This is a genomic window from Herbaspirillum sp. (assembly GCF_035644555.1).
Lineage (GTDB): Bacteria > Pseudomonadota > Gammaproteobacteria > Burkholderiales > Burkholderiaceae_D > Herbaspirillum.
The window spans coordinates 62106-88225 of record NZ_DASQOH010000017.1 but is presented as its reverse complement, the minus strand read 5'-3'; the positions used below and the strand labels follow the sequence as shown (position 1 = coordinate 88225).

The following is a 26120-nucleotide window of genomic DNA, read 5'->3' as shown; positions in this document are numbered from 1 at the left end:
GGCCTTCTCGGCCTTGGACCAGGAAGCGCCGCCCTTGCGCAGGCCAACGGTGACCTTCACGCCCGAATCCTTCAGGTTCAGCGCGTGGGCGTGACCTTGCGAACCGTAACCGATGATGGTCACGTTCTTGTTCTTGATCAGCGAGAGGTCGGCATCCTTGTCGTAGAAGACTTTCATGAATTTCCTAAAGAAGTTGAGCAGGGACCGCACTCGCGGTCCGCATATCGTTTATATGATTTAGATCGTTTCAGGCCACGGCATAAGCCGGCATGGCCTGGTCACGTACGTGCGGGATGTCCAGCTGCCTCAGCTTGCGATAGAGCGAGGCACGGCACATTCCCAGTTGCCGCGAAGCGGCGGAGATATTCCAGCGACTGCCATTGAGGGCAGCGATGACACGTGTGCGCTCATCCCGGTACGGATCGCCGGTAGGTGCAAGGGACGTGGCTTCCCCTTCGGCTCGTGACGCGAAGGGGCGAATCTGGGCGGCGCGGCTGATCGGATGGACCTGGGCCAGCGGCGCCGTCTGGAATTGCATCAATTCTTCCGGCAGGTCGCACAACTCGATGCGACCACCGTTCATCACCGCGCAGCTGTAGCGGATCACCGCATGCATCTGGCGCAGGTTGCCCGGCCAAGGATAGGCCAGCAGGCGCTGCAGGGCCGCCGGGGCGAGGACGTTCTCGTCGGCAGCCTCCCCCAGCTCATCGGCAATCATCTGCATCACCAGCCGACGGCGATCGGCGCGCTCGCGCAGGGCGGGCAGGCGCAGGACGCCCCCGGCGACGCGATAGTAGAGATCTTCGCGGAAACGGCCCTCGCCGATCAGCGTCTTCAGGTCCTGGTGGGTGGCGCAGATCAGTTGCAGATCGACGGGTACCGGACGCATTGCCCCCAGCGGGATCACCTCGCGCTCGGACAGCACCCGCAGCAGGCGCGTTTGCAAGGCGAATGGCATGTCGCCAATTTCATCGAGGAACAGCGTACCGCCATCGGCCTGCTGCACCTTGCCTTTCATGCCGCCTGGCAGCGCGCCAGAGAACGCACCCTTGCAATAACCGAACAGTTCACTCTCGGCCAGGCTTTCAGGGATGGAGGCGCAATTGACCGCCACCCACGCAGCCTGGCGACGCGCGCTGTAGTCATGCAGCGCGCGCGACAGGTATTCCTTGCCGGTACCGGTCTCGCCCAGGATCAACACCGGAATGCCACGATCGATCAGGCGCTTGCCGCGCTCTACCAGATCGCGCATGAGATCGTCGCCGGCGGCGAGCTGATCGATGTCGCGATAACACGGCCCGCTACGGGAAGCGGTACGGGAAGAAGCGGAGCGATGACTGCGGGCAGTAGCGGCGGTGCGGACGTCACTTTCGGCCATGGGCTGTTCTACCGGGGGTGTCGGCATGATGGTCTCCTGTCTTTAACTGCTTTTTTGTCGAACCGTCTTCCCTCGGAGCGGCTCTTTATGCGCGGGCTGCGGCTTGTGGCCGGCCCGGAGAAGTGTCGCAATGGCACGTCTGCGGCAAAGAATAGCCAGACAATCCCATGACTTCCAATACAATGTACAGACAGAATCAATACCTTGAAGGTATCAAATGATCGAATTGAGACACCTCACCTATTTCCGCACCGTAGCAGAAACGCTGCATTTCGGCCGCGCGGCGGAACTGCTGCATATCTCGCAACCCCCGCTCACACGGCAGATTGCGGCCTTGGAACGGGAACTGGGCGCGCAATTGTTCGACCGCAGCAAACGAGCCATCCAGCTGACCTCGGCCGGCAAATATTTTTACCGCGACACCACAGAAATTTTCAAGGCACTGGAACGGGCGAAACGGAATGTCTCCTCGTCCAGCACCGGCAAGAGCGGTGCGCTGAAGGTGGGGTTCATGATGTCCTCGGCCTACAACATCCTCCCCTCGGTGACGCGCCACTATTCGGCCGCCTATCCCGAGGTGGACATGCGGCTGACCGAATACGTCCCCAACCTGCTGGCCACCGACATCGAGGATGAGAAGGTAGATGTGGGCATCATGTACCGCCCGGAGGACTGTAGCCGACTGGACAGCCACACCATCTATGCCGAGCCCCTGCTGGCGGTGCTGCCCCGCGAGCATCGCCTAGCCGGCAAGGAGGCCATCTCCGCCGCAGAACTGGCGGAAGACCCTTTCGTCAGCATCCCGCGCACGATCGCGCCGGTGGTCTTCGACCTCATCATCAACCACTGCCAGTCGCGAGGTTTCCGCCCGCGCATCGTACTGGAAGCCAATCTGCAGCAGACCATCGTCAACCTGGTCGGCGAAGGCCTGGGGGTGGCCCTGGTACCGACTTCGATGCAGGCCATGCACCTGGACACTACCGTCTTCAAACCCCTGATTGACGCGCCACTGGTCGAAGTCGCCGTGATCTGGAACAAGGAGAATACCAATCCCTGTATCCGTACCTTTGCCGATACGGCGGTGGAGGTGTGGAGGAAGATGCAGTCCGTCGATCAGACGAAGTCGCTGTAATGAGGCCTATCCAGATCCGGAGGATGGCGGGATATCTTCGGCCCACAGCAGCGCATTCACGGCGGGATCCTTTTCACCACGCCAATCTTTCATCGCGCATTTCGCCCCATCTGGATATTCATGGCGATCCAGCGCGTGGGCCGTTTCGGCCCAGCCAACTGGCGTGTTACCCCGCGGCTCGTCAAAAGGATCGTCAGGATCAATGACACTGGCATTGACCACCGCTTCCGGCCAGACCGGATCGCGGCAAGTCCACAAAGCCAGCAGGCGAAGAGTGGTCATCATCAAAATGAGCGGCATGATCACAATTCGGTAGGCTGCACTCGCGCGCATCCCAAAGTCATACATACAAAACAGGAAGCTTTCTAGCGTGTCCTCCTTTTCCTTGAAGAACAGCAGCGGCTTCGGCAAATCCGCCGGACCGTGATTCATATACCAGCACCAATAGTTCCATTGCGACAGCAAGCTCTCCAGGCATTCCTGTCCCTCCCACTTCCGGCCGATCGCGAAGGCACGTGTGACATTTCCGCATTCATCGACTTCGTAGTAACGGATGTGGTAAGTGTGTAAGTGGTTGGCCGAACCTCTGTGAATGCAGAAAATTGCATTTTCATCCCAAGGAACTTCCCATGTAACGTCGCCCTGAGATGGACTGGAAAAAAAGTCTTCGACGGCGGATGGCATGGATTTTCCTCTCCCTACGATTGAATCGGATCGGACGGCGCCTCAGCGAAAAAAACTCATCTCGACCAAGCTTGAAGGCAAGGTAAGCAAAGGCAGAAATCACACCCAGAAAAAAGAGATCACCAGGTATTGCTCCTGCATCTGGAAAAACGAATCTGGTAAGGTAGATACCCCACATCCCCCCGATAGCTCCGAAACAGGCGATCAGAACACCACCGCTTTGCCATTGGCGTTCACGGTATGGTTGATCGGTCACATCCATGAATAGGGAATTGATCCTGAATACGGTACTTGCATCCTGGCATTCGGGCCCCACAGGCTTGGAAATCGGCAAGCGATGCTGCAGGTCCCAATTCGGGATGGGTTTCCCTTTTTTATATTGAAATACACGCTCGTCCATCAGATTTCCTAATGCAGTGGAGGCGTATCTTCAGCCCAAAGTAATGCATTCAATTCCGGATCACTCTCGCCATGCCAGTGTTCCATTGCGCATTTCGCTCCCGCTGGATATTCATTGCGTTCCAGTGCAAGGGCCGTTTCGGCCCAGCCGACCGGGGTATTACCGCGTGGTTCGTCAAAAGGATCGTCAGGATCAAGGACACACGCATTAACTACCGCTTCCGGCCAGACAGGATCGCGGCACGTCCATAGCGCCATCAGGCGATGGCTGGTCATCACCAGAATGAAGGGCATCATCGAGATTCGGTAAGCGGCACTGGCGCGCATTCCAAAGTCATACATGCAGAACAGGAAGCTCTCCAGCGAGCTCTCATCTTCCTTGAAGAACAGCAGCGGCTTCGGCAGATCCTCTGGACCGTGGTTCATGTACCAGCACCAGTAGTTCCATTGCGACAGCAGATCCCCCATGCATTCCTTCCCCTCCCATGTACGGCCGATAGCGAAGGCGCGTGTGACATTGCCGCTTTCATCTACCTCGTAGCACCGGATGTGGTAAGTCTCTCTGTGATTGGCCGATCCCCTGTGAATGCAGAAGATGGTATTTTCGCCCCATGGTACTTCCCAGGTAACGTCGCCTTGTCCAGGTTTGGCGAAGAACCTCCGGCGACGGATGGCGTAGATTATCCTTTCTCTGCGATTGAAGCGGGTTGGACGCCGCCTAAGGGAAAAGAATTCATCTCGACCTAGCCTAAAAGCGACTAATCCGAAAGTACATATGAGGGCAAGGCAATACAGATCACCTAGCATGCCTCCTGCATTCGGATAGAGTACTCGCGTGACGTAGTACATCCACATCCCTGTGGCCACGCCCAAGCAAGATGCAAGTACACCTCCCGCCAGCCATTGCCTTTCTTTGAAAGGTTGGTCGCTTACATCCATGTAAGTTGAATTGATCCGGAAGATCGTGCCGGAATCCTTACACTCAGGGCTGACTGCCCTGTTAATGGATAGCCGATGCCGCAGATCCCATTCGGGAATGGGTCGACCAGCTTTAAATTGGAATACGCGTTCATCCATCGTCACGCTCCAACTGCTTCGTGATACGCCTTCAATTGTGCATCTAAAGATCCATATCTCTCTCCAAAGCTATACTCGCAACGAGATATCCAAGTTTTTAGTGCGCTTTTGTTGATTAGCGCAATAGCAATCGCAACTAAGAAAGATGATATGAGGAACGGCCAGAAAATTGCTCCAATGGCAGTGTATCCCGCTATCGCAATCCCGATGCTAAGTGCCCCGTTCGTCGCATATAACCAGCCCAGCAATTGCTTGTCCTCTCCGATTGCAGACCGCGCATTGAAGACAATGTCATATGCCCCGGCAAAGATGCCGGCCAACATTCCCACAAACCTGGCGCCTTGAGCGATCTTTCCCGCCAGCCTTCCACTGGCCACCCATTGGCTCCGAACAAATGCCCCCAACGGATGCTCCACAGATTTCTCCACAGAGACTGCCACCGTCTCGACTATCGTCGCTCCTAAGCTAACCGCAGCCAATATTGCCTTCACCCGCGTTTCCTCTTCATTGAATTGATCATTGTTGGCCAGGTCCTTCATCGCGAAGTTCAACGCCAGCATCTGTAAAAGTGCGGTGACGACACCAAGCTTGAATTCCTGCGGCACGGATGATCCCAGCCACTTCTGCGCCACCGCGATGCCGGGGACACTAATGCCCTTGATGCTCCCCGGAGCAATGCGCCCTTCGCTCTCCAATCTGGCGATATCGAGTTCGTAGGCGAACAGGTGTTTATCAAGTCGATGCTGATTGATCGCGCTTCGGGCTTCGCGGTAGGCATTGCTTTTAGTCGTTCGGGGATGGGTATCGAGCTTGACTCCCTGCTCTTGCGCCTGCGCGATCGCCCATCGCGCCACATCGGACGCGCTCATGTTGCTGGCCTTGATCCTTACCCCGGCCAGCAGATGCAGATGCACCATCGCCATAGACCGCGCTATGGTCTGGGTACTGTCACTGAGGCTCTTGCTGATGACATTGGCAGTGGTGAGCGCCAACCGATCGATCAACTGCGCCGCCTGGGCAGGATCGTCAAGTCTGGCGATGGCACCTTTGTAGATGTTGAGGATGTTTTCGTACTGGATATCGCTACCCTTGAGCTGCGCCTCGGTGGCGGCGATGAGATCGGATTGGTTCAACAGCAACGCGCGGCTATACAAGTTGCGCGTATCGGAGAGTTTGTCGCTGGAGAGCCAGAGCGTGAGTTGATCAATGCAGGGCGCGGAGGACACCGCCTTGCCGATGCATTGCGCCAGCGATTCGCTATAGGCGTAGCCACTGCGGATGTCATTGACGTCATGGACAGCCTCCATCCAGTTCGCCAGCTGCTCGCTTCTGTGCCAACTGACGTGCGCCGTCAGCAGCTTGAGGAAACGTGGTTCAAATGCCTTCTGAGCCGCCTCATAGGTGGCGGGAAAGGTCTTGAGCCTCTGCATGTCCAGCATGGGCTTGTCATTGTCATGCGTCAGTTCATGCCATGCCTCGTCTGCGGCGGCCTGTTGGCGAGCGGCTTTGGCATCGCCGTATTTTTTTCTGCGCTCGCCCTGTTTCCGGACATAGCGCCCTGGTCCCCCTGCCTTGATCATGGCGAGCATGGTCTTGATACTGTTGTAGGTGTCACCGTCGGGGTTGTTTTCCGATATCTCGGCTACCTTGTCACGGAAATCAATGTCATCGCTAGCCTCCTGACGTACGCGCTGCTCAGTCATGGCCAGGATATCGGCGACGATTTTGGACTGGTAGAGCTTTTCATCGAAACCCGCATCCAGGCCAGGGACGGTCAATTCGCTCAAGTCATTGGTGATACCCACAGGATCGTTGACTGCGACCACAAAGCCTTTGTGATGCGGTATCTGGGCCGCCATGACGTCACGCATCTTGCCGGCCCAGGCGTGACGCTTCTTCTCCTCGGTAGGCGGCGTATTACTGAACGAGAACGCCTTGTCCATTGCGCTGTGATCTGCCGCGAAGTGAGCCAGCATATTCACGCTGGCACCGAACTCCCCGGTATGCGCCGCGCTTCCCGCCAGCATGGCTTCCACGTCGATGCACTGCATGTGCTTCCTGCGCCAACCCAGGTCGCCGACACGTTTCTGCAAAGCCTTGGTCCACTCCGTATTGGACCAGCCTATCCATATGCGCGTGGCAGGGTCCTGCGGGGTATGCGCGATGTCTAGGCAATAGGCCCGCACAATTTCGCCAGGTTCGACACAGGAGAACGGGATACGGGACGGGTGCGGGGCACGATAGTGGAGCGGGAAATTCCAGAGATGGCCGGTGGGCATCACCACGTAGGCCTTGAACCTTCCCCGCCGTTCGTCATAGGTGTAGAGATAGCCGGCACGCAAGGCGCGCAGAGTGTAGCGTGCTTCGCCGATCTGCTGCGGCCCGTTTTCAATCCTGAAATTGCCCGAGAGGCCAGGCACACCAGCCGCGCCATAGGGGCTGGCGACGGCATAGCGGACCGGGTAGATCAACAAGCCCTTCTTGTCGCAGTAATTGCAGTTCAACATCGCGCCGCTCCTGTCGAATGATCAGACCTCGGGTACAACAAGCGTCGCGATGCGCGAGGTCGTGATGGCGTCGAGGAAAAAGCGCAGATGTTTGCATGACGGTCAGGTCAAGTCTGTTGAAATGCTTCGAGATTTGAAGAGAGGTTTGAGGCGGGAGAGACTACAGAAGTCTGCCGACTTCGACAGGAAGCACAACAAAGAGGCGCCATAAAAAAACCCGGACGCTCTTGGACGCCCGGGTATCAAACCGCAGCAGGTCGGCTTCCACGCCCGCCTGCCGGCGATCAACAAACAGTCTTGCTCAAGGGCGCAGCGCGCTCATCCTGTACAGCGCAGCGACAATCCCCCATCCACGATCAGGTCCAGTCCCGTGATGTAGCGCGCGTTATCAGATGCCAGGAACAACGAGGCATGCGCCACGTCCCAGGCATCGCCCATGAAGCCCATCGGGCATTGCGCATTGCGCTTGGCGCGCATCTCTTCGATGTCACCGCCATAGGATGCCTTCAGGGGTTCGCGGATCATCGGCGTATCCATCAGGCCCGGCAGCACGCAGTTGGCGCGGATGCCCATGGGGGCGTATTGCATCGCCACGTTCTTGGTGAACGCCAGGATGGCCGCCTTGGTAGCGGTGTAACCCAGGTAGGGGAAGCCGATCCAGCGCAGCGCCGCCAGTGAGGAAATGTTGACGATGGCGCCCTTCCTCTGCTTTTCCATGATGGGCAGCACGTGCTTATGGGTCAGGAACAGGCTGGTTTGGTTAACCGCTACCAGCCGGTTCCAGCTTTCTTCGCTGGTCTCCACCGGACCGCCGACTTCGGCGATACCCACGTTGTTGTGCAGGACATCGACACGGCCGAAATGATCCATGGCGGCCTCGGCAATGGCCTTGACGTCCGCACTTTTGGACACGTCGGCCGCCAGCACTTCACACACGCCGCCCTCGCTGCGGATGATTTCACGGGTCTGCAATGCGGCCTCGATGCTGCGATCCACCGCCAGCACACGCCCACCTTCGCGCGCATACAACGCGGCCGCGGCCTTGCCATTGCCCCAACCCTCCCCCACTGAGCCGGCACCGGTGACGATGATGACCTTACCTTCCATCAGCTTGTCCATGGATTGCTCCTCAGATCTCGAGCACGCCGCCGGCGACGAAGCCGCCGTCCACCGGAACCACGTGGCCGGTGATGTAGGACGACTCTTCCGAGGCCAGGAAGCTCACGGCCGAGGCGATTTCGTCGGTGGTGCCGTAGCGCCGCATGGGCACCAGGCGGTAATAGCTTTCGCGGGTCTGCTCGGAATGCATGGCCTGGGTCATGGGGGTATCGACCGGTCCGGGGGCGACGCTGTTGACGGTGATGCCGTATTGCGCCAGTTCGATGGCCATCTGGCGCGTCAGGCCGATGACGGCGGCCTTGGAGGTGCCGTAGGCGGTGCGGCCGGCACCGGCACGGATGCCGGAGATGGAAGAAATGTTGATGATGCGACCCCACTGGTGTTTCACCATCATGCGCGCCGCATGCTGGCCCGCCAGCAATACGCCGGTGACGTTGACGTTCATGGTCTGCAGCCAGTTGTCGAGCGGATAGTCGAGGAAGGAGTAGGTGCGCGCCACACCGGCATTGTTGACCAGCACGTCGCAGCGACCATAGTCCTTTTCGATATCCTTGAACGCGGCGGCGATGGCCTCCGGATTGCCCAGGTCCATCTGCACGGCGGCCGCCCGATGACCGGCCGCCACCAGCGCGTCGGCGGTCTGCTGGGCCGCCTGCAGGTTGATGTCGGCCACCAGCACGGTGTGGCCCTTGGCCGCCAGTTGCTGGCAGATGCTGGCGCCGATGCCCATGGCTCCGCCCGTCACGAGCGCCACGCGGGCGCCGCTATCATTGCGATTCATATTGTCTCCGTGGATGTTGGCGGCCCCGGGAAGGGATGGGGTAAGGGGCCGCCGTGTTCTAAGTTGTCGTTGGCAAATCAGTCATGGACATTCCCTGATCGCTCGCATGACCGGTGAGTGGATCAGAGGAAGCCGATAGAAATCCAGGGCACGAAGGCCACCACCAGGAGCGCCACCACCAGCGCCGCCAGATAGCCCCAGACCCGGTTGAAGACACCGTCCGGCGAAACCTTGCCGATGGCACAGGCGGCATAGAAGCCGACACCGAAGGGCGGTGCGAACAGGCCGATGCCCATGGCCAGGATCACCACCATCGCATAGTGCACGTCATGCACGCCCAGCGAACGCGCCACCGGGAACAGCAGCGGTCCGAACAGCACGATGGCGGGGATGCCTTCCAGCAGGCTGCCCAGCACGATGAAGATGACGATGGTGATGAGCAGGAAACCGGTACCGCCGCCCGGTACGCCCTGCATCAACGCCACCAGTTTGGAGGAGAAGCCCGACTGCGTGAGCGCCCAGGCCATCGCGGTGGCCATGCCGATGATCAGCAGGATGGCGCCGGAGAGCGCAGCCGCTTCGATCAGCATCGGATAGAGGCGCTTGAAGTTCAGGTGCTTCATGAACAGGTGCATGATCAGGCCGACCACCACCGTGTAGGCCACGCCGATGGTGGCGACCTCGGTCGCCGTAGCCACACCTTCGATGACGGCCACACGGATCAGCATGGGCAGCGCCAGGGCGGGAATGGCAGCGATCAGGGTCTTCATGATCAGCGACATCGGGGCACGCGGCACGTCCGGCATCGGCTCGCGGCGGGCGCGCATCCAGCACACCACGGCGATGGCGATGGTCGCGATGGCCGCCGGCATCAGGCCACCGATGAACAGCGCTGTGATTGAGACGCTGCAGACCGCGCCGATGGTGATCAGCACCAGGCTGGGCGGAATGGTCTCGGTCATGGCGCCGGAGGACGACAGCAGGGCCACCAGTTCTTCCGGCTTGGAGCCGCGCTTCTTCATTTCGGGGAACAGCGCCGGCGCGATGGCCGCCATGTCGGCCGCCTTGGAGCCGGAGATGCCTGAGACCAGGAACATCGCGCCCAGCAGCACGTATTGCAGGCCGCCACGCACGTGGCCCAGCAGGGCCGCCATGAAATCGATCAGGGTCTTGGCCAGGCCCGACATTTCCAGCAACGAACCCAGCAGCACGAACAGCGGCACCGACAGCAGGATCAGGCTGGACATGCCTTCGTCCATGCGGCTGACCACGATCATCAGCGGCGCATTGGTGGCCAGCGCGAGATAGGCCATGGTGGCGGTGCCGAAGGCGAAGGCAATGGGAATGCCGCCGGCCACGCACACGCCGATGAGCAGCACGAAGAACACGATCAGGTTGTAGTTGCCCATGGCCATGAGCGCCGGTTGCGCCAGCCACAGTCCGCCGGCAATCACCGCCACCACCGCCAGTGCCGACAGCAGCAGCCGCATGGTGGTCATGGCGGCCATGCGCGAGACGGCTGCCAGCAGCATCAGGATGGCGCCCACCGGCAAGGCGGCCGCGCGCAGTCCGTCGGGGATTTCCAGGGCCGGCGTGGTGATGGGCATCTGCTCGACGGCATGGTCCACCGCCGGGTGGATCACCATCAGGACGAAGATGCAGACCACCAGTGCGGCCACCGTCTCCAGCCAGATGCGGGCCTTCTCGGAACACTTGTTGATGATGGCGGTAAGCCGCATGTGCTCGCCACGGTCCAGGGCCAGCACGGCCCCCAGCATCGACAGCCAGATGAACAGGATCGAGGCCAGTTCATCGGACCACACTAACGGGTCATGCAGTGCGTAACGGTAGATCACACCGGTCAGCAGTACTACCGTCTCGGCCAGCACCAGGGCAGCGGCCAGCGCTCCCACCACATGCATGACCATACGGTTCAGGCCGACCAGGGCGCGCGCGAACGGGTTCATGTTGACCGGGGCGCGGTAAGTCATTGCAGCTTCCATCATCAAGCTCCAGCGAAAAAAGTCGGGGCGGACGACGCCACGGCCCGGGATGGGCGGTGGCGTCCTCCGTTCGGGCCGGACGAGGCGTCAGGCCAGCTTGCCGGTGTACTTCTCCAGCAGTGCCCAGGGCTCGTCGCCGAACTTCTTCTTCCATTCGGCGTAGAAGCCGGCGCTGCGCAGCTTGGCGCGGAAGGAATCGGCGTCGGCATTGTTGAAGGCCAGGCCCTTGCCCTTCATTTCCTCGACCAGCGAGTCGTTGAGCTTGCGCACGTCGGCGCGCTGGTTCATGCCGGCTTCGTTGATGGCACGGGTGACGATGTCCTGCAGGTCCTTGGGCAGGCGTTCGAAGGACTTCTTGTTGCCCAGGAACCAGAAACCGTCCCACATGTGGTTGGTGATGGAGCAGTACTTCTGCACTTCATACAGCTTGGCCGTGGAGATGATGGCCATCGGGTTTTCCTGGCCTTCGACAATCTTGGTCTGCAGGGCCGAATACACTTCGGCGAAGTTGATCGAGGTCGGTGCCGCGTCGAAGGCCTTGAACATCGAGGTCCACAGCGGGCTCGGCGGCACGCGCAGCTTCATGCCCTTGAGGTCGTCGGCGACCTTGATGGGACGGGTGCTGTTGGTGATCTGGCGATAGCCGTTGTCCCAGATCTTCTCGAAGGCGAACAGCGTGGACTTGGCTTCGATCTGCTTGCGCACATGGGCGCCGAGTTCACCGTCCATGGCCGGCCAGACCTGACTGTAATCCTTGAAGGCGAAACCGATGCCGGAAATTTGCGCGGCCGGGACCAGGGTGCCCAGGATCAGCGGCGAGAGGGTGAAGAAATCGATGGCGCCGGCACGCACCTGCGAGAGCATGTCGGTATCGGTACCCAGCTGGTTGTTGGGATAGAGCTGCAGCTCGATGCGGCCCTTGGACTGCTCGGCGATGGCGGCGGCCATTTCCTTGGCGCGCGCATTCATCGGGTGGGTCACCGGCAGGTTGTTGGCATACTTGAAGGTGAACTCGGCCGCATGGGCGGAGGTGCTCACCATGCCGGTCGCGGCAGCCGCCGAGGCCACCGAGGCGGTCTTCAGAAAATGACGGCGCGTGAATTTACCAGTGGATTGGTCCATCTGTATTGTCTCCTGTTTGTCGTTTGTATTTATGAATCTGCTGATTCCGGTGCCACTCGGCTGCCGCGAAATCCCGGCGTGCAGCCCCCTGTATCCGGGTTGTCAACACTGCCCATGCTTGGATAGAGCAATTAGGATGCCAAGCCGTTGCAACGGCAGCGCCGGCCTGGCGATGTCCCCCTCTCTGATCGGCATCGCGCCTGTATTCTCTGCGATAAAGGCGGAACAGGACAAGGGCGGCGACCGCACCGGCGGCAATTTATTTGCTGACCACAGCCTGCGACACCTGTCGCATCCGCTGTCGCCGGGTGTCGCATCGGTGTCGCAGGTGTCGACACTTGGCCACCCTGCCGGGCGGTGATTTTTCATGTTGCAGCGCAATGATTTACGTTAACGTAAAGTCCGTGCTATCTTCATCAGGTCGAGCACCGGCGTACCGGCTTTCTGCCTGTCAGGAAGGCCGGTCGCGTGTGCTCGATCCCATTCAGTACGCAACAGCGCATCACATCAATAACGACAGCGAGACCCGGCGCGGCTTTGCGCCGGCCTCTCGGGAGACGGGCAAGATGCCGGCCCGGGCGCGGAGCAGATCCCCGCCTGCGGTCGTCGGATACCAGTGGCGCCCTGCCCCTGCGGTGGTCGCGATGCGATCACCACGCGGGTGCCGCGTGTGGCACCGATTTTGCATATTGCCCTTGTGTGAACCGGAGCGCCCCTGCTCCACCGACCAAGTCTTACAAGGACACACCATGACTGCTTCTGCATCCTCACCCTGCATTACCGGCTGGCATCACTCCCAATTCGGCAAGCTCGACGGCATCGATCCGGAAGTGCTGATCGGCCAGGTCGCCAAGGCCGCCATCGAACATGCCGGGCTGCAACCGGAAGATATCGATTCCGTCCATGTCGGCACCTTCAACGCCGGCTTCCTGTACCAGGACTTCCCTTCGTCGCTGGTCATGAATACGCTGCCGCAGCTGCGCTTCAAGCCGGCCACGCGCCTGGAGAATGCCTGCGCCACCGGCTCGGCGGCGATCCACTCGGGTCTGCAGTCGATCAAGGCGGGCGAATCGAAACACGTGCTGGTGATCGGCTTCGAGAAGATGACCGAACTGGCGACCCCACAGGTCGGCGAGGTCTTGCTCAAGGCCTGCTACGCCAAGGAAGAAGCGGGCATCCCCGGTGGTTTCGCAGGCGTGTTCGGCAAGATCGCGCAGAGTTACTTCGACCGCTTTGGCGACCAGTCCGACGCACTGGCCATGATTGCGGCCAAGAACCACAAGAACGGCCTGTCCAATCCCTATGCCCACATGCGCAAGGACTTCGGCTTCGATTTCTGCCGTACCGTCTCCGAAAAGAACCCGTTCGTGGCGGGCCCCCTCAAGCGTACCGACTGCTCGCTGATCTCGGACGGTGCCGCCGCTCTGGTGATCAGTGCCGCCGACGTGGCCAAGTCCATGCCGCGTGCCGTGCAGTTCCGCGCCGCGGTGCATGTGAACGACTACCTGCCGCTGTCGCGCCGCGACCCGACCCGCTTCGAAGCCGCCGAACTGGCGTGGAAGAATGCGCTGGGCCAGGCCCGACTGTCGCTCAATGATCTGTCTCTGGTGGAAACCCATGACTGCTTTACCGTGGCCGAGCTGCTGGAATACGAAGCCATGGGCCTGGCCCCGCACGGCCAGGGCGCGCGCGTGATTGCCGAGGGTATCACCGCCAAGGATGGCAAGCTGCCGGTCAACCCCTCCGGCGGCCTGAAGTCCAAGGGGCACCCGGTGGGCGCCACCGGTGTCTCGATGCACGTGATGGCGGCCATGCAGGCGGCCCATGATGCTGGCGACATGCAGATCGCCAATGCGCGCTATACGGGTGTGTTCAACATGGGCGGTGCAGCCGTGGCCAACTATGTGAGCATCCTGGAACGTGTGAACTGATTGCAGTTGCAGGGCGGCGTCGTTCGCTGTGCTGGCGGACGACGTACGGGCAGGACAAGAACCAGGAATATCAAGAAGAGCAAGAAATAGTAGCCACGCCAATTTCCATTAGAACGAATCGGGACGAGTGAGACGATGTTAACGAAAGTGATGAACCTGGGCCGCCTGCTGTCGGACGTGGCGCGCCGTTTTCCGGATGAGCCGGGTCTGATCCTGTCGCAGGGCAATGCCGATGGCAGCGACCGGCTCATCTCCTGGAAGCAGATCAACGACCGCGTCGATGCGCTGGCCCACGCCCTCACCCGCCGGGGTGTGAAGAAGGGCGACAAGATGCTGGTCCATTCGCGCAACAACCAGCAGATTTTCGAGAGCGCCTGGGCCGCCTTCAAGATGGGCATGGTCTGGGTGCCGACCAACTTCCGCATCACACCGCCTGAAGCGGCCTACCTGGGCCAGTCCAGCGGCGCTTGCGTGATGCTCTACGACCGTGGCTTCGCCAATTACGTGGATGCCGTCAAGGCGGCCTCGCCGGCACTGGAACACGTGATCGCACTGGCCGATGCGCGTCCGGGCGAACTGGACTTCGAGGCGCTGGTGGCCGAGGGTGGCCACGAGAGCTTCCGCGAAGTGGAAGTCGATTACGAAGACCCGATGTGGTTCTTCTACACTTCTGGCACTACCGGTCACCCCAAGGCCGGCGTGCTCTCGCACGGCCAGATGGCCTTCGTGGTGACCAACCACCTGGCCGACCTGATGCCGGGTCTGAACCATCAATCGCGTTCGCTGGTGGTGGCACCGCTGTCGCACGGTGCCGGTATCCACGCCGTCATCAACACCGCACGTGGCGCGGCCAGCATCCTGCTGTCGTCCGAACGGCTGGTGGTCGAGGAAGCCTGGCAGCTGGTGGAAAAGTACAAGGTGGACAATCTCTTCACGGTCCCCACCATCGTCAAGATCCTGGTCGAGGATGAATCGGTGGATCGCTACGACCACTCGTCCTTGAAGCATGTCATCTACGCCGGCGCGCCCATGTACCGTGCCGACCAGGTGTATGCGCTGAAAAAACTGGGCAAGGTGCTGGTGCAGTATTACGGCCTGGGCGAAGTCACCGGCAACATCACCTTCCTGCCGCCCTACCTGCACTTCGACGACGACGCCCATCCGCAGGCGCGGGTCGGCACCTGCGGCATGCCGCGTACCGGCATGCAGATCGCCATCCTCAACGACGACGGCCAGGAACTGGCACCCTTCGAGACCGGTGAAATCTGCGTGCGCGGACCCGCGGTGTTCATGGGCTACCACAACAATCCGGACGCCAATGCCAAGGCCTTCAAGCATGACTGGTTCCATACCGGCGACCTCGGTCATGTGGACAAGGATGGCTTCCTCTACATCACCGGGCGTTCTTCGGACATGTACATCTCGGGCGGCTCCAATGTCTATCCACGCGAGATCGAAGAGGCCCTGCTCACCCATCCGGCCGTGTCGGAAGTGGCGGTACTGGGTGTGCCCGACCCCAAGTGGGGCGAGAGCGGCCTGGCGGTGATCGTCTGCAAGGCGGGGCAGCAGGTCGATAGCGCCGCCTTGCTGGCGCACCTGGAAGAGCGCATCGGCAAGTACAAGTGGCCGCGCCGCTTCGTCTACTGGGACAACATGCCCAAGTCCGGCTACGGCAAGATCGTCAAGAAACAGATCAAGGCGCTGCTGGAAGAACAGGGGGAATACCGCCTATGAAGCTGACGAACAAGACCGCCCAGGCCGCGGCCGGCGCCGGTTTCGTCGAGGTACGCAAGTTCCTGCACGCAGGCCAGCAAAGCTATCCGCGCACGCTGGACCTGGAGGCCGACCCGGCCGAGGAACTGCGCATCACGCTGCAACCGGGCAGCTCCGTGGGCGAGTCGCTGCGAAGCGTGCTGGCGCGCTATGGCCAGCGCGGTGGCGTGGGCCGCATGTGCGGTGGCACGGCACGGCGGCTGCACTATCACCGCATCGAACATACCGGGGACGCCAGCCGTCCCTATGACTACGGCCCGCCGCATGTGCTCGAAGGGGTGATCACCTTCATCACCGGCGCCATCACGGTGGGCCAGAACCAGGACGGAAAGGTTTTACTGCATTGCCATTCAGGTTTCATCGACGGTGACGGCGCCCTCCACGGCGGCCATCTGCTGCTCGATACGGTGGAAGTGGGCGACGATCCGCTCATCCTCCGCCTTTGTTTGTTCTCCCGGGGCGCCTTCGTCGTCAACAGCGATGAAGAGACGCACTTCAGTCTATTGCATCCGACACCCATGGAATGATGATGACTCTCCACGCCAATGACACCACGACACTCGACGACACCATCCAGATAGAAGAAGGCCGCTTAGGCAAGCTGATCATGGCTCGCCTCAAACCCAACCAGGACCTCACTGAAAGCGTGGAGGCGCTGTGCCGCCAGCACGGCATGAAGACCGCCATCGTGCGCGGCGCCATCGGCAGCCTGATCGATGCCCACCTGCAATACGCTACCCCGAACGGTCCGCGCGAGATGGAGATCAACGGACCGGGCGTGGAAATCCTCAATGTCTTCGGCGAGATCGGGTTTTCCGATGGCCAGGGCAATCCCCATCCCCTGCAGGGCGTGGTGGCCGACACCGACGGCAAGATCTTCGCCGGCCGCTTCGTGCGCGGTGCCAACCTGTCCTTCATCACTATCGAGATCACCCTGCAGGAGTGGGTCGCGGTCAAGCAGCAGGAAGCCGTGCCGGCCTGAAACGAACAATGCCGTCCAGCGACAGACTGGACGGCATTGCATTCACATCACTAGGGCCTGTTCAGGCTTCGTTGTGCAGCGTGGCTTCGGCTTCCTGTTCGATATCGGCTTCGGCACGCGCCGCTTCTTCTTCGCTCAGCAGCCCACCTTCCCACTTGGCGACCACGGCCGAGGCAATCGAGTTGCCCACGGCGTTGGTGGCTGAGCGTCCCATATCGAGGAAGGTATCGATACCCAGGATCACCAGCAGGCCCGCTTCGGGGATGTTGAACTGGTGCAGGGTCGCGGCGATCACCACCAGCGAGGCACGCGGCACGCCGGCGATGCCCTTGGAGGTCAGCATGAGCACCAGCATCATGGTGATCTGGGTCGAGATCGGCAGGTGGATGCCGTAGGCCTGGGCGATGAAGAGCGTGGCGAAGGTGCAGTAGATCATCGAGCCATCGAGGTTGAAGGAATACCCCATCGGCATGACGAAGCTGGAGATCTTGCGCTTGACGCCGAAGCGGTCCAGCGCATCGAGCAGCTTGGGATAGGCAGCTTCCGAACTGGCCGTGGCGAAGGCCAGCAGGAAGGCTTCCTTGATCAGCGCCAGCAGGCGGAAGATGCGCTTCTTCAGGAACACGAAGCCCACCGCGATCAGGATGGCCCATAGCAGCACCAGCGAGAAATAGAAGTCACGCATGAAGACCGCGAAGCTGACCAGAATCTCCAGGCCATTGACCGCCACAGTCGCCGCCATCGCCGCAAACACCGCCACCGGGGCGAACTTCATGACGTAGACGGTGATCTTGAGCATGGTGTGCGACAGATCGTCGATCACCGCCAGCAGGTGCTTGCCGCGCTCGCCCAGCGACGCCAGAGCGATACCGAAGAACATCGAGAACACCACCACCTGCAGCACTTCGTTCTGCGCCATGGCCTCGACGATGGACTTGGGGACCAGGTGGTTGAAGAATTCCTTGACCGTGAACTTGCCCGTGGCCAGGCCGGCGCCAGCCGCGTCAGGCGGTGGCAGCGCCACGCCCGCGCCCGGTTGCAGCAGGTTGGCCATGATCATGCCCAGTGCCAGCGAGACCAGCGAGGCGATGAAGAACCAGGCCAGCGACTTGCCGAAGATGCGGCCGACCGACTTGGCGTCACCCATGTGGGCGATGCCCACCACCAGGGTGGAAAACACCAAGGGCGCGATGACCATCTTGATAAGGCGCAGGAACAGGTCGGAAGCAATCGAGATGTAGCCGGCCAGTTCCTTGGCCTGGGCCTTGTCCAGATGACTGAAGATCAGGTAGCCGACCAGGATGCCCAGCAGCATCGCAATGAAGATGAAGATGGCCGGCGGAATGCGTTTTTTCATGGGTTCTCCTGCCCCCCCGATCGCAAGTGGCATGGCGCCGGTGCGAGGACGATGATGGTGGGGGCTGATTGTCTGGGCGCGGGGCCGTGGCGGGACGCTGCGCCGATCGTCGGGATTGTCGGAAATCACCTGTTTCCGATGAGAAACGGGGACCGGTTTTTTCCCGCTGCGCGGAAAAAAGGACGAAGCTTATTGACTTATGCCCCCTGCCGTCAAGCCGGTTTGGATAAATGGGGTCAAATTGCCCGGGTCATGATCAAAATGGCCACAAAAAAGCCCCGCAGAGCGGGGCTTGGGTTGTTTGCAGAGCAACTCGCAGGGCATTCGGGGCGGCCGGCGATGTACCAGCAAGCCGTCAGCAGATCGTCAGGAAGTCGCCACCAGCGCGGCGTCCAGCAATTCGATCCAGTGCCGTACCGGAGTCTCGGTGCCGGATTGCAGATGGGTGACGCAGCCGATATTGCCAGTGACGATCATGTCGGGATCGGTGGCCTGGAGCTTGCCGATCTTGTCATCGCGCAGGCGGTAGGAGAGCTCCGGTTGCAGGATCGAATAGGTGCCGGCCGACCCGCAGCAGAGATGACTGTCGGCGCACAACTGCACATCCACCCCGGCCGCGCGCAGGATGGTCTCGACCTTGCCGCGTATCTTCTGGCCATGCTGCAGGGTGCAGGGCGGGTGGTAGGCCACGCGCTTGCCGTTGAAGTCCTTGAGCCGGTGTGTCAACTGGTCTTCGAACTCGGGCAGGATTTCGCTGATGTCGCGGGTCATGTGCGAGATGCGGCGCGCCTTTTCGGCATAGACCGGATCGTGCTGCAGCAGATGGCCGTATTCCTTGACGGTGACGCCGCAACCGGAGGCATTCATGACGATGGTATCGGCCCGGATGCCATCCCGGCCTTCGATGTAGGGCCACCAGGCGTCGATGTTGCGACGCATGTCGTCCAGGCCGCCATCCTGGTCATTCATGTGATAGCGGATGGCACCGCAGCAGCCCGCCTTGGGGGGCGCGAACAACTGCACACCGAGAGCATCGAGCACGCGCGCGGTGGCGCTGTTGATGTTGGGCGACATCGAGGGCTGCACGCAGCCTTCGAGGTAGAGCATCTGGCGCGCATGGGTGCGCGTGGGCCAGGTGCCGGCATCCTGCGGCAGCGGCACCTTGTTCTGCAGCAGCTTGGGCAACAGCGGGCGCACCAGCTGGCCAGCCCTCATGGCGGGACGGAAAATCCACTTGCGCGGCACCAGCTCCTTCAGGGCCGTGCGCATCACGCGCTGTGACAGGGGGCGTGGCACCTGCTCTTCCACCACCTTGCGGCCGATGTCGACCAGGCGACCATACTGCACGCCGGACGGACAGGTGGATTCGCAGTTGCGGCAGGTCAGGCAGCGGTCCAGGTGCGACTGAGTGGCAGCGGTGGCGGGCTTGCCTTCCAGCACCTGCTTGATGAGATAGATGCGACCACGCGGGCCGTCCAGTTCATCGCCCAGCAACTGGTAGGTAGGACAGGTGGCGGTACAGAAACCGCAATGCACGCAGGAACGCAGGATGCTGTCGGCTTCCTCGCCGGCCTGGGTGTTGCGGATGAAATCGGCTAAGTTGGTCTGCATGGAGGGTCGCTGGCTAAGGGAGATCGCTTACAGGCAGGCGTACAGTCGGCCGGGATTGAAGATGCCGCTTGGGTCGAATTGCTGCTTGAGCTTGCGATGGATCTTTTCCACCGCCGGTTGCAGCGGGTGGAAGACGCCGATGGCCTTATCGCCCCCGCGATGCAGGCTGGCATGCCCGCCCACCGCCAGGGCGGCGGCGCGAATGGCGACCGCATCCACATTGCCCTGCGGGCGCAACCAGCGCTGCGCCCCGCCCCACTCGATCAGCTGGTTACCCGGCAGGTCAATCGGTGGTGCCACCGACGGCACCGACAGGCGCCACAGCGGTGCTTCGGGCTGGGCGAAGAAGGGATGGGTCTGCTCGCGCAGGTCGGTCCAGTAATCGTCCGGATTGCTCAATTCGGTGCCACCCAGCTTCTTGATCGCTGAATCCACCGCAGCCTGCGCACCCGCCAGACGCAGGGTCAGCACATTGCCGACCCAGGCGCTGGCCACCAGCGGCAGCGGCTGGCCGGCGCTCTGGTTCAACAGGCGCAGCGCGCCTTCCTGGTTGATCTCGAACACCCGGGTGCTGCTGGCGAAGGGGCGTGGCAAGACCTTCAGCGAGACCTGCAGGATCAGGCCCAGCGTACCCAGCGAGCCCGCCAGCAGGCGCGAGATGTCATAGCCGGCGACGTTCTTCATGACCTGGCCGCCGAAATGCAGTTGCTCACCCTGAGCGTCCATCAATACCGCACCCAGCACGAAGTCGCGTACCGCACCAGCGGCTGCGCGCGAGGGACCGGAAAGTCCGGCGGCCACCATGCCGCCGACGGTGGCCGCGCCGCCAAATCGCGGTGGCTCCCAGGCCAACATCTGGTTGTGCTCGGCCAGGGCGGCGTCGATCTCGGAGAGCGGCGTGCCGCAGCGGGCGGTGATGACCAGTTCGGTCGGTTCGTAATCGACGATGCCGCTGTAGGGACGGGTATCGAGCAGGTCGCCACTCGGCGCTTGCCCATACCAGTCCTTGGTGCCGCCGCCGCGAATCTGCAAGGGGCGGCCGGACAAGATGCGTTCACGGAAGGATGCCAGCACGGCATCGAAGTCGGGTTGGGCGTGCTCTTGCATGATCAGAATCTCGGCAGGTCGGGGAAGCGCAGCTGGCCGCGCTGCACGTGCATCTTGCCGTACTCGGCACAGCGATGCAGGGTGGGAATGGCCTTGTCCGGATTGAGCAGGAAGGCGGTGTCGAAGGCGCGCTTCAACTTGAAGAAGGCCTCGCGCTCGGCCGGCGAGAACTGCACGCACATGGAGTTGATCTTCTCGATGCCCACGCCGTGTTCGCCGGTGATGGTGCCACCGACTTCCACGCACAGTTCCAGGATCTCGGCGCCGAACAGTTCGGCGCGGTCGAATTCATCGGCCAGGTTGGCATCGAACAGGATCAGCGGATGCAGGTTGCCGTCGCCCGCGTGGAACACGTTGGCACAACGCAGGCCGTACTTCTTTTCCATCTCGGCGATGCCCAGCAGCACCTGCGCCAGTTTCTTGCGCGGGATGGTGCCATCCATGCAGTAGTAGTCGGGCGAGATGCGGCCGGCGGCCGGAAAGGCGTTCTTGCGACCGGACCAGAAGCGCAGGCGCTCCGCTTCCGAGGCCGAGCAGGCGATGGCGGTAGCACCGCTGGCATTGAGCACGGCGGTCATGCGGCCGATCTCTTCTTCCACCTCTTCCACGGTGCCATCGGACTCACACAGGAGGATGGCTTCGGCGTCGATGTCATAACCGGCCTTGACGAAGGGCTCCACCATGCGCGAGCTGGTCTTGTCCATCATCTCCAGGCCGGCCGGGATGATGCCGGCGGCAATCACGTTGGCGACTGCATTGCCGCCCTTCACCACGTCATCGAAGGACGCCATGATCACCCGCGCGGCCTGCGGCTTGGGCACGAGCTTGACGGTCACTTCCGTGACCACGCCCAGCATGCCTTCGGAGCCGATGAACACCGCCAGCAGGTCCAGGCCCGGGGCGTCCAGCGCGCCACTGCCCAGTTCCACCACGTCGCCCTCGATGGTGACCATGCGCACGCGCAGGACGTTGTGTACCGTGAGGCCATATTTGAGGCAGTGCACGCCGCCGGAATTCTCGGCCACATTACCGCCAATGGTGCAGGCGATCTGCGAGGACGGGTCCGGCGCGTAATAGAGACCATGCGGCGCGGCCGCTTCCGAGATGGCCAGGTTGCGCACGCCCGGTTGGACCACGGCGGTGCGCGAATACTTGTCCAGCTTGATGATCTTGTTGAACTTGGCGGTGGAGACCACCACCCCGTCGGCGATCGGCATGGCCCCGCCCGACAGGCCGGTGCCGGCGCCCCGCGGGACGATCTGCACCTGCAGCGCGTGGCAGGTCTGCATGATGGCTACCACCTGGGCCTCGGTCTCGGGCAATACCACTACCATCGGCAACTGGCGATAGGCAGCCAGGCCGTCGCATTCGTAGGGACGGGTGTCTTCCTCGTCGAACAGCACGCAATGGGCGGGCAGGACCCGGCGCAGGGCATCGACGACTTCGCGCTGGCGCGCCGGCGCAAAGGACTGTTGGACGGGAGCATTCATGCTGGACCTCGGCGTTGGGCTAGGCAGGCGTGGGGGTGTGGACGTCCCTCTTTGCGTCCGGTGACACGGCTCACGCTGTCTCGTTTGTTGTCAGCCCGCATGGGGCGGGCTTTTTCAGTCCGACAAGTGTAACGAATTTTGCCGCGCCGCACGGGGCGATATTGCCCGCTGGGCCACTGAAAAGAATTGCCGGCCGCCGTGAATTATTTTCAGGGCGGCCGGTGCTGGCTCAGGCATCTGCGCGGGGGCTCAGATATTGCGGAAGGCGTTCTGCATCCAGCTGATGAAGGTATCCACTTCGGGCCGTTCGCGCACGGCGCGCTCGTAGACCACGTAGTAGGCATGCGGCGGGGTGCGCAGGCGTACGTCGAACAATTCGACGATCTCGCCGCGCGCCAGCAGTTCTTCGGCAAAATGCTGGCGGGTCAGGCCGACGCCGTAGCCATGGCGCACCGCTTCGAGCAGCAGGCCAAGGTCGTCCACGCGCAGGCCGGCGGAAGGTTCCACCCAGTCCTTGAGACCTGCAGCCTCGAACCACGGCTGCCAGGGCTCCAGCGCCGAGCGCAGCAGGGTCGCATGCTGCAGGTCGGCGGGCGACTTCATCGGCGGCAGGGTCTTCAGGTAGCCGGGGCTGGCCACGGCGAAGGCCGGTTCCTCGAACAGCTTTTCGGTGATGATGTTGGGGTAGTTGCCGGCGCCGAAGCGGATCTCGACATCGCTTTCCGACAGCGACAGGTCGTACAGCGGCACCGAGAGATACAGCTCCACCACGATCTCGGGATGGCGCTGGGTAAAGTCGGCGATGCGCGGCATGAGCAGGTGGCGCGCGAAGGTCGGCGGCAGCATCACCTTGATCTTGGGTTGCACGGCGGCATTGCGGTGCGGCATGGGGAAATCGGTCAGCGTGCGCAGCGCCGAGCGCACCACGTCGAGATAGCGGCGACCAAATTCGGAGAGCCCGATGGAGCGGCCATCGCGATAGAACAGGCGCTCGCCGACAAATTCTTCCAGCAAGCGGATGCGGTGCGACAGTGCCGATGGCGTGATGCAAAGCTCCTCGGCCGCGATGGCGAAGGAGTTGTGACGGGCTGCCGCTTCGAAGGCGGACAAGGCATGGACGGGGGGTAGGCGGGTGGCCATGGGTGATGGATTCCTGCTGCTCTGGCGCGACGCGGTCATGGCCGAGGCGCGCACTGTCTAACCAACAAACTGATGAAAACTGACATCGCGACACCGAGAGATGCTCGCCTCAGGACCGCAACCCCTCGGGCTGCGGGTCCGGGCCATCAAGGTGGAACCGGGTTTCACTGCTCCCAGCGCAGGATCTTGCCGGGGTTCATGATGTTCTTCGGGTCCAGCGCATGCTTGATGGCGCGCATGACGGCAATGGCACCATCGCCGTGCTCCTGGATCAGGAAGTCCATCTTGTGCAGGCCCACCCCGTGCTCGCCGGTGCAGGTGCCGTCCATGGACAGGGCGCGCGCGACCATGCGTTCATTGACGCCTTCGGCGCGGGCGATGTCGGCCGGGTCATTGGGGTCCACCATCATCTGCACGTGGAAATTGCCGTCGCCGACGTGACCGATGATGGCGTGGATCAGCCCCTGCTCTTCGCAGTCGGCCTTGGTGGCCAGCACGCATTCGGCCAGGCGCGAGATCGGCACGCAGCAGTCGGTGGAGATGGCACGTGCACCGGGACGCAGTTGCAACAGGGCAAAGTAGGCATTGTGACGGGCGGTCCACAGGCGGGTGCGGTCTTCGGGGCGGGTGGCCCATTCGAAGCCGAGTGCATGGTTGTCGTTGGCGATGTCCTGCACCAGCTCGGCCTGTTCCTTGACGCCGTTTTCGCTGCCGTGGAATTCGAACAGCAGCAGCGGGTTGACCGGCAGGGTCAGCTTGTCGTGGGCATTGATGGCGCGCACGCCGTTTTCATCGAGCAGCTCCACGCGCGCCAGCGGCACGCCCATCTGGATGGTCTGGATCACCGTATTGACCGCATCGGCCACGCTGGGGAAGGAGCAGATGGCGGCGGAAATGGCCTCGGGCTGCGGATAGAGGCGCACGGTGACTTCGGTGATGATGCCCAGCGTGCCTTCGCTGCCGACATAGACGCGGGTCAGGTCATAGCCGGCCGAGGATTTCTTGGCGCGGGTACCGGTCTTGATGATCTCGCCCTGGGCCGTGACCACGGTCAGGGTCAGGGTGTTTTCCTTCATGGTGCCGTAGCGCACGGCATTGGTGCCGGAGGCGCGGGTCGAGGCCATGCCGCCCAGCGAAGCGTCGGCGCCCGGGTCGATGGGGAAGAACAGACCCGTGTCCTTGATCTCCAGATTCAGCTGCTTGCGGGTGACGCCGGCCTGGACGGTGGCGGTCAGGTCTTCGCCGTTGACTGCCAGTACCCGGTTCATCTGCGACAGGTCCACCGTGACACCGCCCTGCAGGGCCAGCACGTGGCCTTCCAGTGAGGTACCGGCACCGTAGGGGATGATGGGGGTGTCGTACTGGCTGCAGAGCTTGACGAAGGCGGCGACTTCCTCGGTGCTGTGGGCGAACACGACGGCGTCGGGCAGCATGGGATCGTAGGAGGATTCGTCGCGGCCGTGGTGCTCGCGCATGGCCAGGGTGGTGGAGCAGCGCTCACCGAAGAGGGCCTTGAGCTCGTCGAGCAAGGCCTGCGGCACGGGGCGTTTCAGTTTGCGGGCGTCAACTAGGTGATTCATGCGGTTCTCTCTGGGGGTCTCTTGTCTCGGTCGTTGTTCTCGGTCTTGTGCGGGAGGACGCAGGGCCGGTGAAGCGGCTTCCCCGGCCGCTCCAGTGGACTGACCACTGATCCAATCGATGAATTTTACTCTCTTGCGGGCGGAAGATTGGGCAAATCTCCCGGGTTATCCCGCTATGTCCCGGAGAATGGACGAAATCAAGTGAATTGTTTACGGGGTTTTCCAGGTGATGCAGATGCCCTCGCATCGGACGGGAAGCGCTTGCCTTGGACCGGGCTTGCGCTTAAGCTGCCCCGGATTATCAAGGAGCAACGATGGGCAACCGACTTAGCAAGATCGCCACCCGCACCGGCGACGACGGCAGCACCGGCCTGGGCGACGGTAGCCGTGTGGGCAAGGACAGCCTGCGCATCCAGGCGCTGGGCGACGTGGATGAACTCAATTCGCAGCTGGGCCTGCTGTTGTGCGAGACCCTGCCGGACGCCTTGCGGGAGGAACTGGTCTCGATCCAGCATGACCTGTTCGACCTGGGCGGAGAGCTGTGCATCCCCGGCTATACGGTGCTGGCGGAGTCCCACCTGGCCCGCCTGGATGCCCTGCTGGAGAAATACAACGCCACCCTGCCGCCGCTGAAGGAATTCATCCTGCCGGGCGGCTCGCGCACGGCCGCGCTGGCGCATGTCTGCCGCACCGTATGCCGGCGCGCCGAGCGCAGCGTGGTCATGCTGGAAAAGACCGAAGCGGGCGTGAATGCGCCGGCACGGCAATACCTCAATCGCCTGTCGGACCTGTGCTTCGTGCTGGCACGGGTGCTCAACCGTGAGGCTGGCGGAGAGGATGTGTTGTGGCAGAAGGGGCGGGAGCGTTAGTCCATCTGGCGAAGGACGCAGAAAAAGGCGGTGATCAGCGGCCCCGCCGCCCTCTCGCCGTCCCTGGTTCCCGCAAGC

Annotated in this window: 20 protein-coding genes and 2 pseudogenes; 7 read left to right on the top strand and 15 right to left on the bottom strand. The window is 61.9% G+C overall.

Annotated elements, in window-relative coordinates:
* Window positions 1–177 (bottom strand): annotated as a pseudogene (locus tag VE092_RS06310) (ketol-acid reductoisomerase); the annotation flags it as partial.
* Window positions 178–247: 70 nt separating this feature from the next.
* Entirely contained in the window at window positions 248–1405 is a 1158-nt protein-coding gene (locus VE092_RS06305) for a sigma-54-dependent Fis family transcriptional regulator (protein ID WP_324874934.1), read from the bottom strand.
* Window positions 1406–1595: 190 nt separating this feature from the next.
* Here VE092_RS06305 and VE092_RS06300 point away from each other — a divergent pair, with 190 nt between their 5' ends.
* Window positions 1596–2510: a LysR family transcriptional regulator gene (locus tag VE092_RS06300; protein ID WP_324874931.1), complete on the top strand. Its 915-nt coding sequence runs from the start codon at window positions 1596–1598 to the stop codon at window positions 2508–2510.
* 6 nt (window positions 2511–2516) lie between these two features.
* Here VE092_RS06300 and VE092_RS23160 read toward each other — a convergent pair.
* From VE092_RS23160 to VE092_RS06260, 7 genes and pseudogenes are all read right to left on the bottom strand, one after another.
* Window positions 2517–3594 (bottom strand): annotated as a pseudogene (locus tag VE092_RS23160) (DUF6708 domain-containing protein).
* 8 nt (window positions 3595–3602) lie between these two features.
* The gene (locus tag VE092_RS06285) at window positions 3603–4670 is read right to left on the bottom strand and encodes a DUF6708 domain-containing protein (protein ID WP_324874925.1); all 1068 of its coding nucleotides are present in this window, start codon (window positions 4668–4670) and stop codon (window positions 3603–3605) included.
* Window positions 4671–4672: 2 nt separating this feature from the next.
* Complete coding sequence (locus VE092_RS06280) at window positions 4673–7177, bottom strand: T6SS effector BTH_I2691 family protein (protein WP_324874923.1); 2505 nt, start codon at window positions 7175–7177, stop codon at window positions 4673–4675.
* Window positions 7178–7495: 318 nt separating this feature from the next.
* Complete coding sequence (locus tag VE092_RS06275) at window positions 7496–8296, bottom strand: SDR family NAD(P)-dependent oxidoreductase (protein WP_324874921.1); 801 nt, start codon at window positions 8294–8296, stop codon at window positions 7496–7498.
* Window positions 8297–8306: 10 nt separating this feature from the next.
* Entirely contained in the window at window positions 8307–9077 is a 771-nt protein-coding gene (locus VE092_RS06270; RefSeq protein WP_324874919.1) for a 3-oxoacyl-ACP reductase FabG, read from the bottom strand.
* 122 nt (window positions 9078–9199) lie between these two features.
* Window positions 9200–11083 (bottom strand): TRAP transporter large permease subunit, encoded by a 1884-nt coding sequence (locus tag VE092_RS06265; protein ID WP_324874917.1) that lies wholly within the window; start codon window positions 11081–11083, stop codon window positions 9200–9202.
* 84 nt (window positions 11084–11167) lie between these two features.
* Window positions 11168–12202 carry a TRAP transporter substrate-binding protein gene (locus VE092_RS06260; protein WP_006461998.1) on the bottom strand — a complete coding sequence of 345 codons (1035 nt, stop codon included), beginning with the start codon at window positions 12200–12202 and terminating at the stop codon, window positions 11168–11170.
* A gap of 172 nt (window positions 12203–12374) precedes the next feature.
* Between VE092_RS06260 and VE092_RS06255 the strand changes: the two genes are divergently transcribed.
* The 5 genes from VE092_RS06255 to VE092_RS06235 all read left to right on the top strand — a co-directional run bounded on the left by VE092_RS06255 (window position 12375) and on the right by VE092_RS06235 (window position 16888).
* Window positions 12375–12563, top strand: coding sequence for a hypothetical protein (locus VE092_RS06255; RefSeq protein WP_324874914.1), 189 nt, complete (start codon window positions 12375–12377; stop codon window positions 12561–12563).
* Between the two features lie 388 nt (window positions 12564–12951).
* A complete protein-coding gene (locus VE092_RS06250) occupies window positions 12952–14133 on the top strand; it encodes an acetyl-CoA acetyltransferase (RefSeq protein WP_324874912.1) in 1182 nt (393 codons plus the stop codon).
* A gap of 135 nt (window positions 14134–14268) precedes the next feature.
* On the top strand, window positions 14269–15867 hold the full coding sequence (locus VE092_RS06245) for an acyl-CoA synthetase (protein WP_414653425.1): 1599 nt from the start codon (window positions 14269–14271) through the stop codon (window positions 15865–15867).
* Window positions 15864–16433, top strand: a complete 570-nt coding sequence (locus tag VE092_RS06240; RefSeq protein ID WP_324874910.1) for a PCC domain-containing protein — start codon at window positions 15864–15866, stop codon at window positions 16431–16433. Before VE092_RS06245 ends, VE092_RS06240 begins: the two co-directional genes overlap by 4 nt.
* Window positions 16430–16888, top strand: a complete 459-nt coding sequence (locus VE092_RS06235) for a PPC domain-containing DNA-binding protein (protein ID WP_414653424.1) — start codon at window positions 16430–16432, stop codon at window positions 16886–16888. Before VE092_RS06240 ends, VE092_RS06235 begins: the two co-directional genes overlap by 4 nt.
* 61 nt (window positions 16889–16949) lie before the next feature.
* Here VE092_RS06235 and VE092_RS06230 read toward each other — a convergent pair whose 3' ends face one another.
* From VE092_RS06230 to VE092_RS06205, 6 genes are all read right to left on the bottom strand, one after another.
* Window positions 16950–18245: a dicarboxylate/amino acid:cation symporter gene (locus VE092_RS06230; protein ID WP_324874906.1), complete on the bottom strand. Its 1296-nt coding sequence runs from the start codon at window positions 18243–18245 to the stop codon at window positions 16950–16952.
* Between the two features lie 366 nt (window positions 18246–18611).
* Window positions 18612–19856, bottom strand: coding sequence for a glycolate oxidase subunit GlcF (gene glcF, locus VE092_RS06225; RefSeq protein WP_324874904.1), 1245 nt, complete (start codon window positions 19854–19856; stop codon window positions 18612–18614).
* Window positions 19857–19883: 27 nt separating this feature from the next.
* A complete protein-coding gene (gene glcE, locus VE092_RS06220) occupies window positions 19884–20963 on the bottom strand; it encodes a glycolate oxidase subunit GlcE (protein WP_324874902.1) in 1080 nt (359 codons plus the stop codon).
* Between the two features lie 2 nt (window positions 20964–20965).
* Window positions 20966–22453: an FAD-linked oxidase C-terminal domain-containing protein gene (locus VE092_RS06215; protein ID WP_324874900.1), complete on the bottom strand. Its 1488-nt coding sequence runs from the start codon at window positions 22451–22453 to the stop codon at window positions 20966–20968.
* A 249-nt stretch (window positions 22454–22702) separates the two neighbouring features.
* Window positions 22703–23593: a LysR substrate-binding domain-containing protein gene (locus VE092_RS06210; RefSeq protein WP_006461989.1), complete on the bottom strand. Its 891-nt coding sequence runs from the start codon at window positions 23591–23593 to the stop codon at window positions 22703–22705.
* Window positions 23594–23757: 164 nt separating this feature from the next.
* Entirely contained in the window at window positions 23758–25173 is a 1416-nt protein-coding gene (locus VE092_RS06205; protein ID WP_324874897.1) for an FAD-binding oxidoreductase, read from the bottom strand.
* Window positions 25174–25487: 314 nt separating this feature from the next.
* Between VE092_RS06205 and VE092_RS06200 the strand changes: the two genes are divergently transcribed.
* Window positions 25488–26042 carry a cob(I)yrinic acid a,c-diamide adenosyltransferase gene (locus VE092_RS06200; RefSeq protein WP_324874895.1) on the top strand — a complete coding sequence of 185 codons (555 nt, stop codon included), beginning with the start codon at window positions 25488–25490 and terminating at the stop codon, window positions 26040–26042.
* Window positions 26043–26120: the final 78 nt, after the last annotated feature.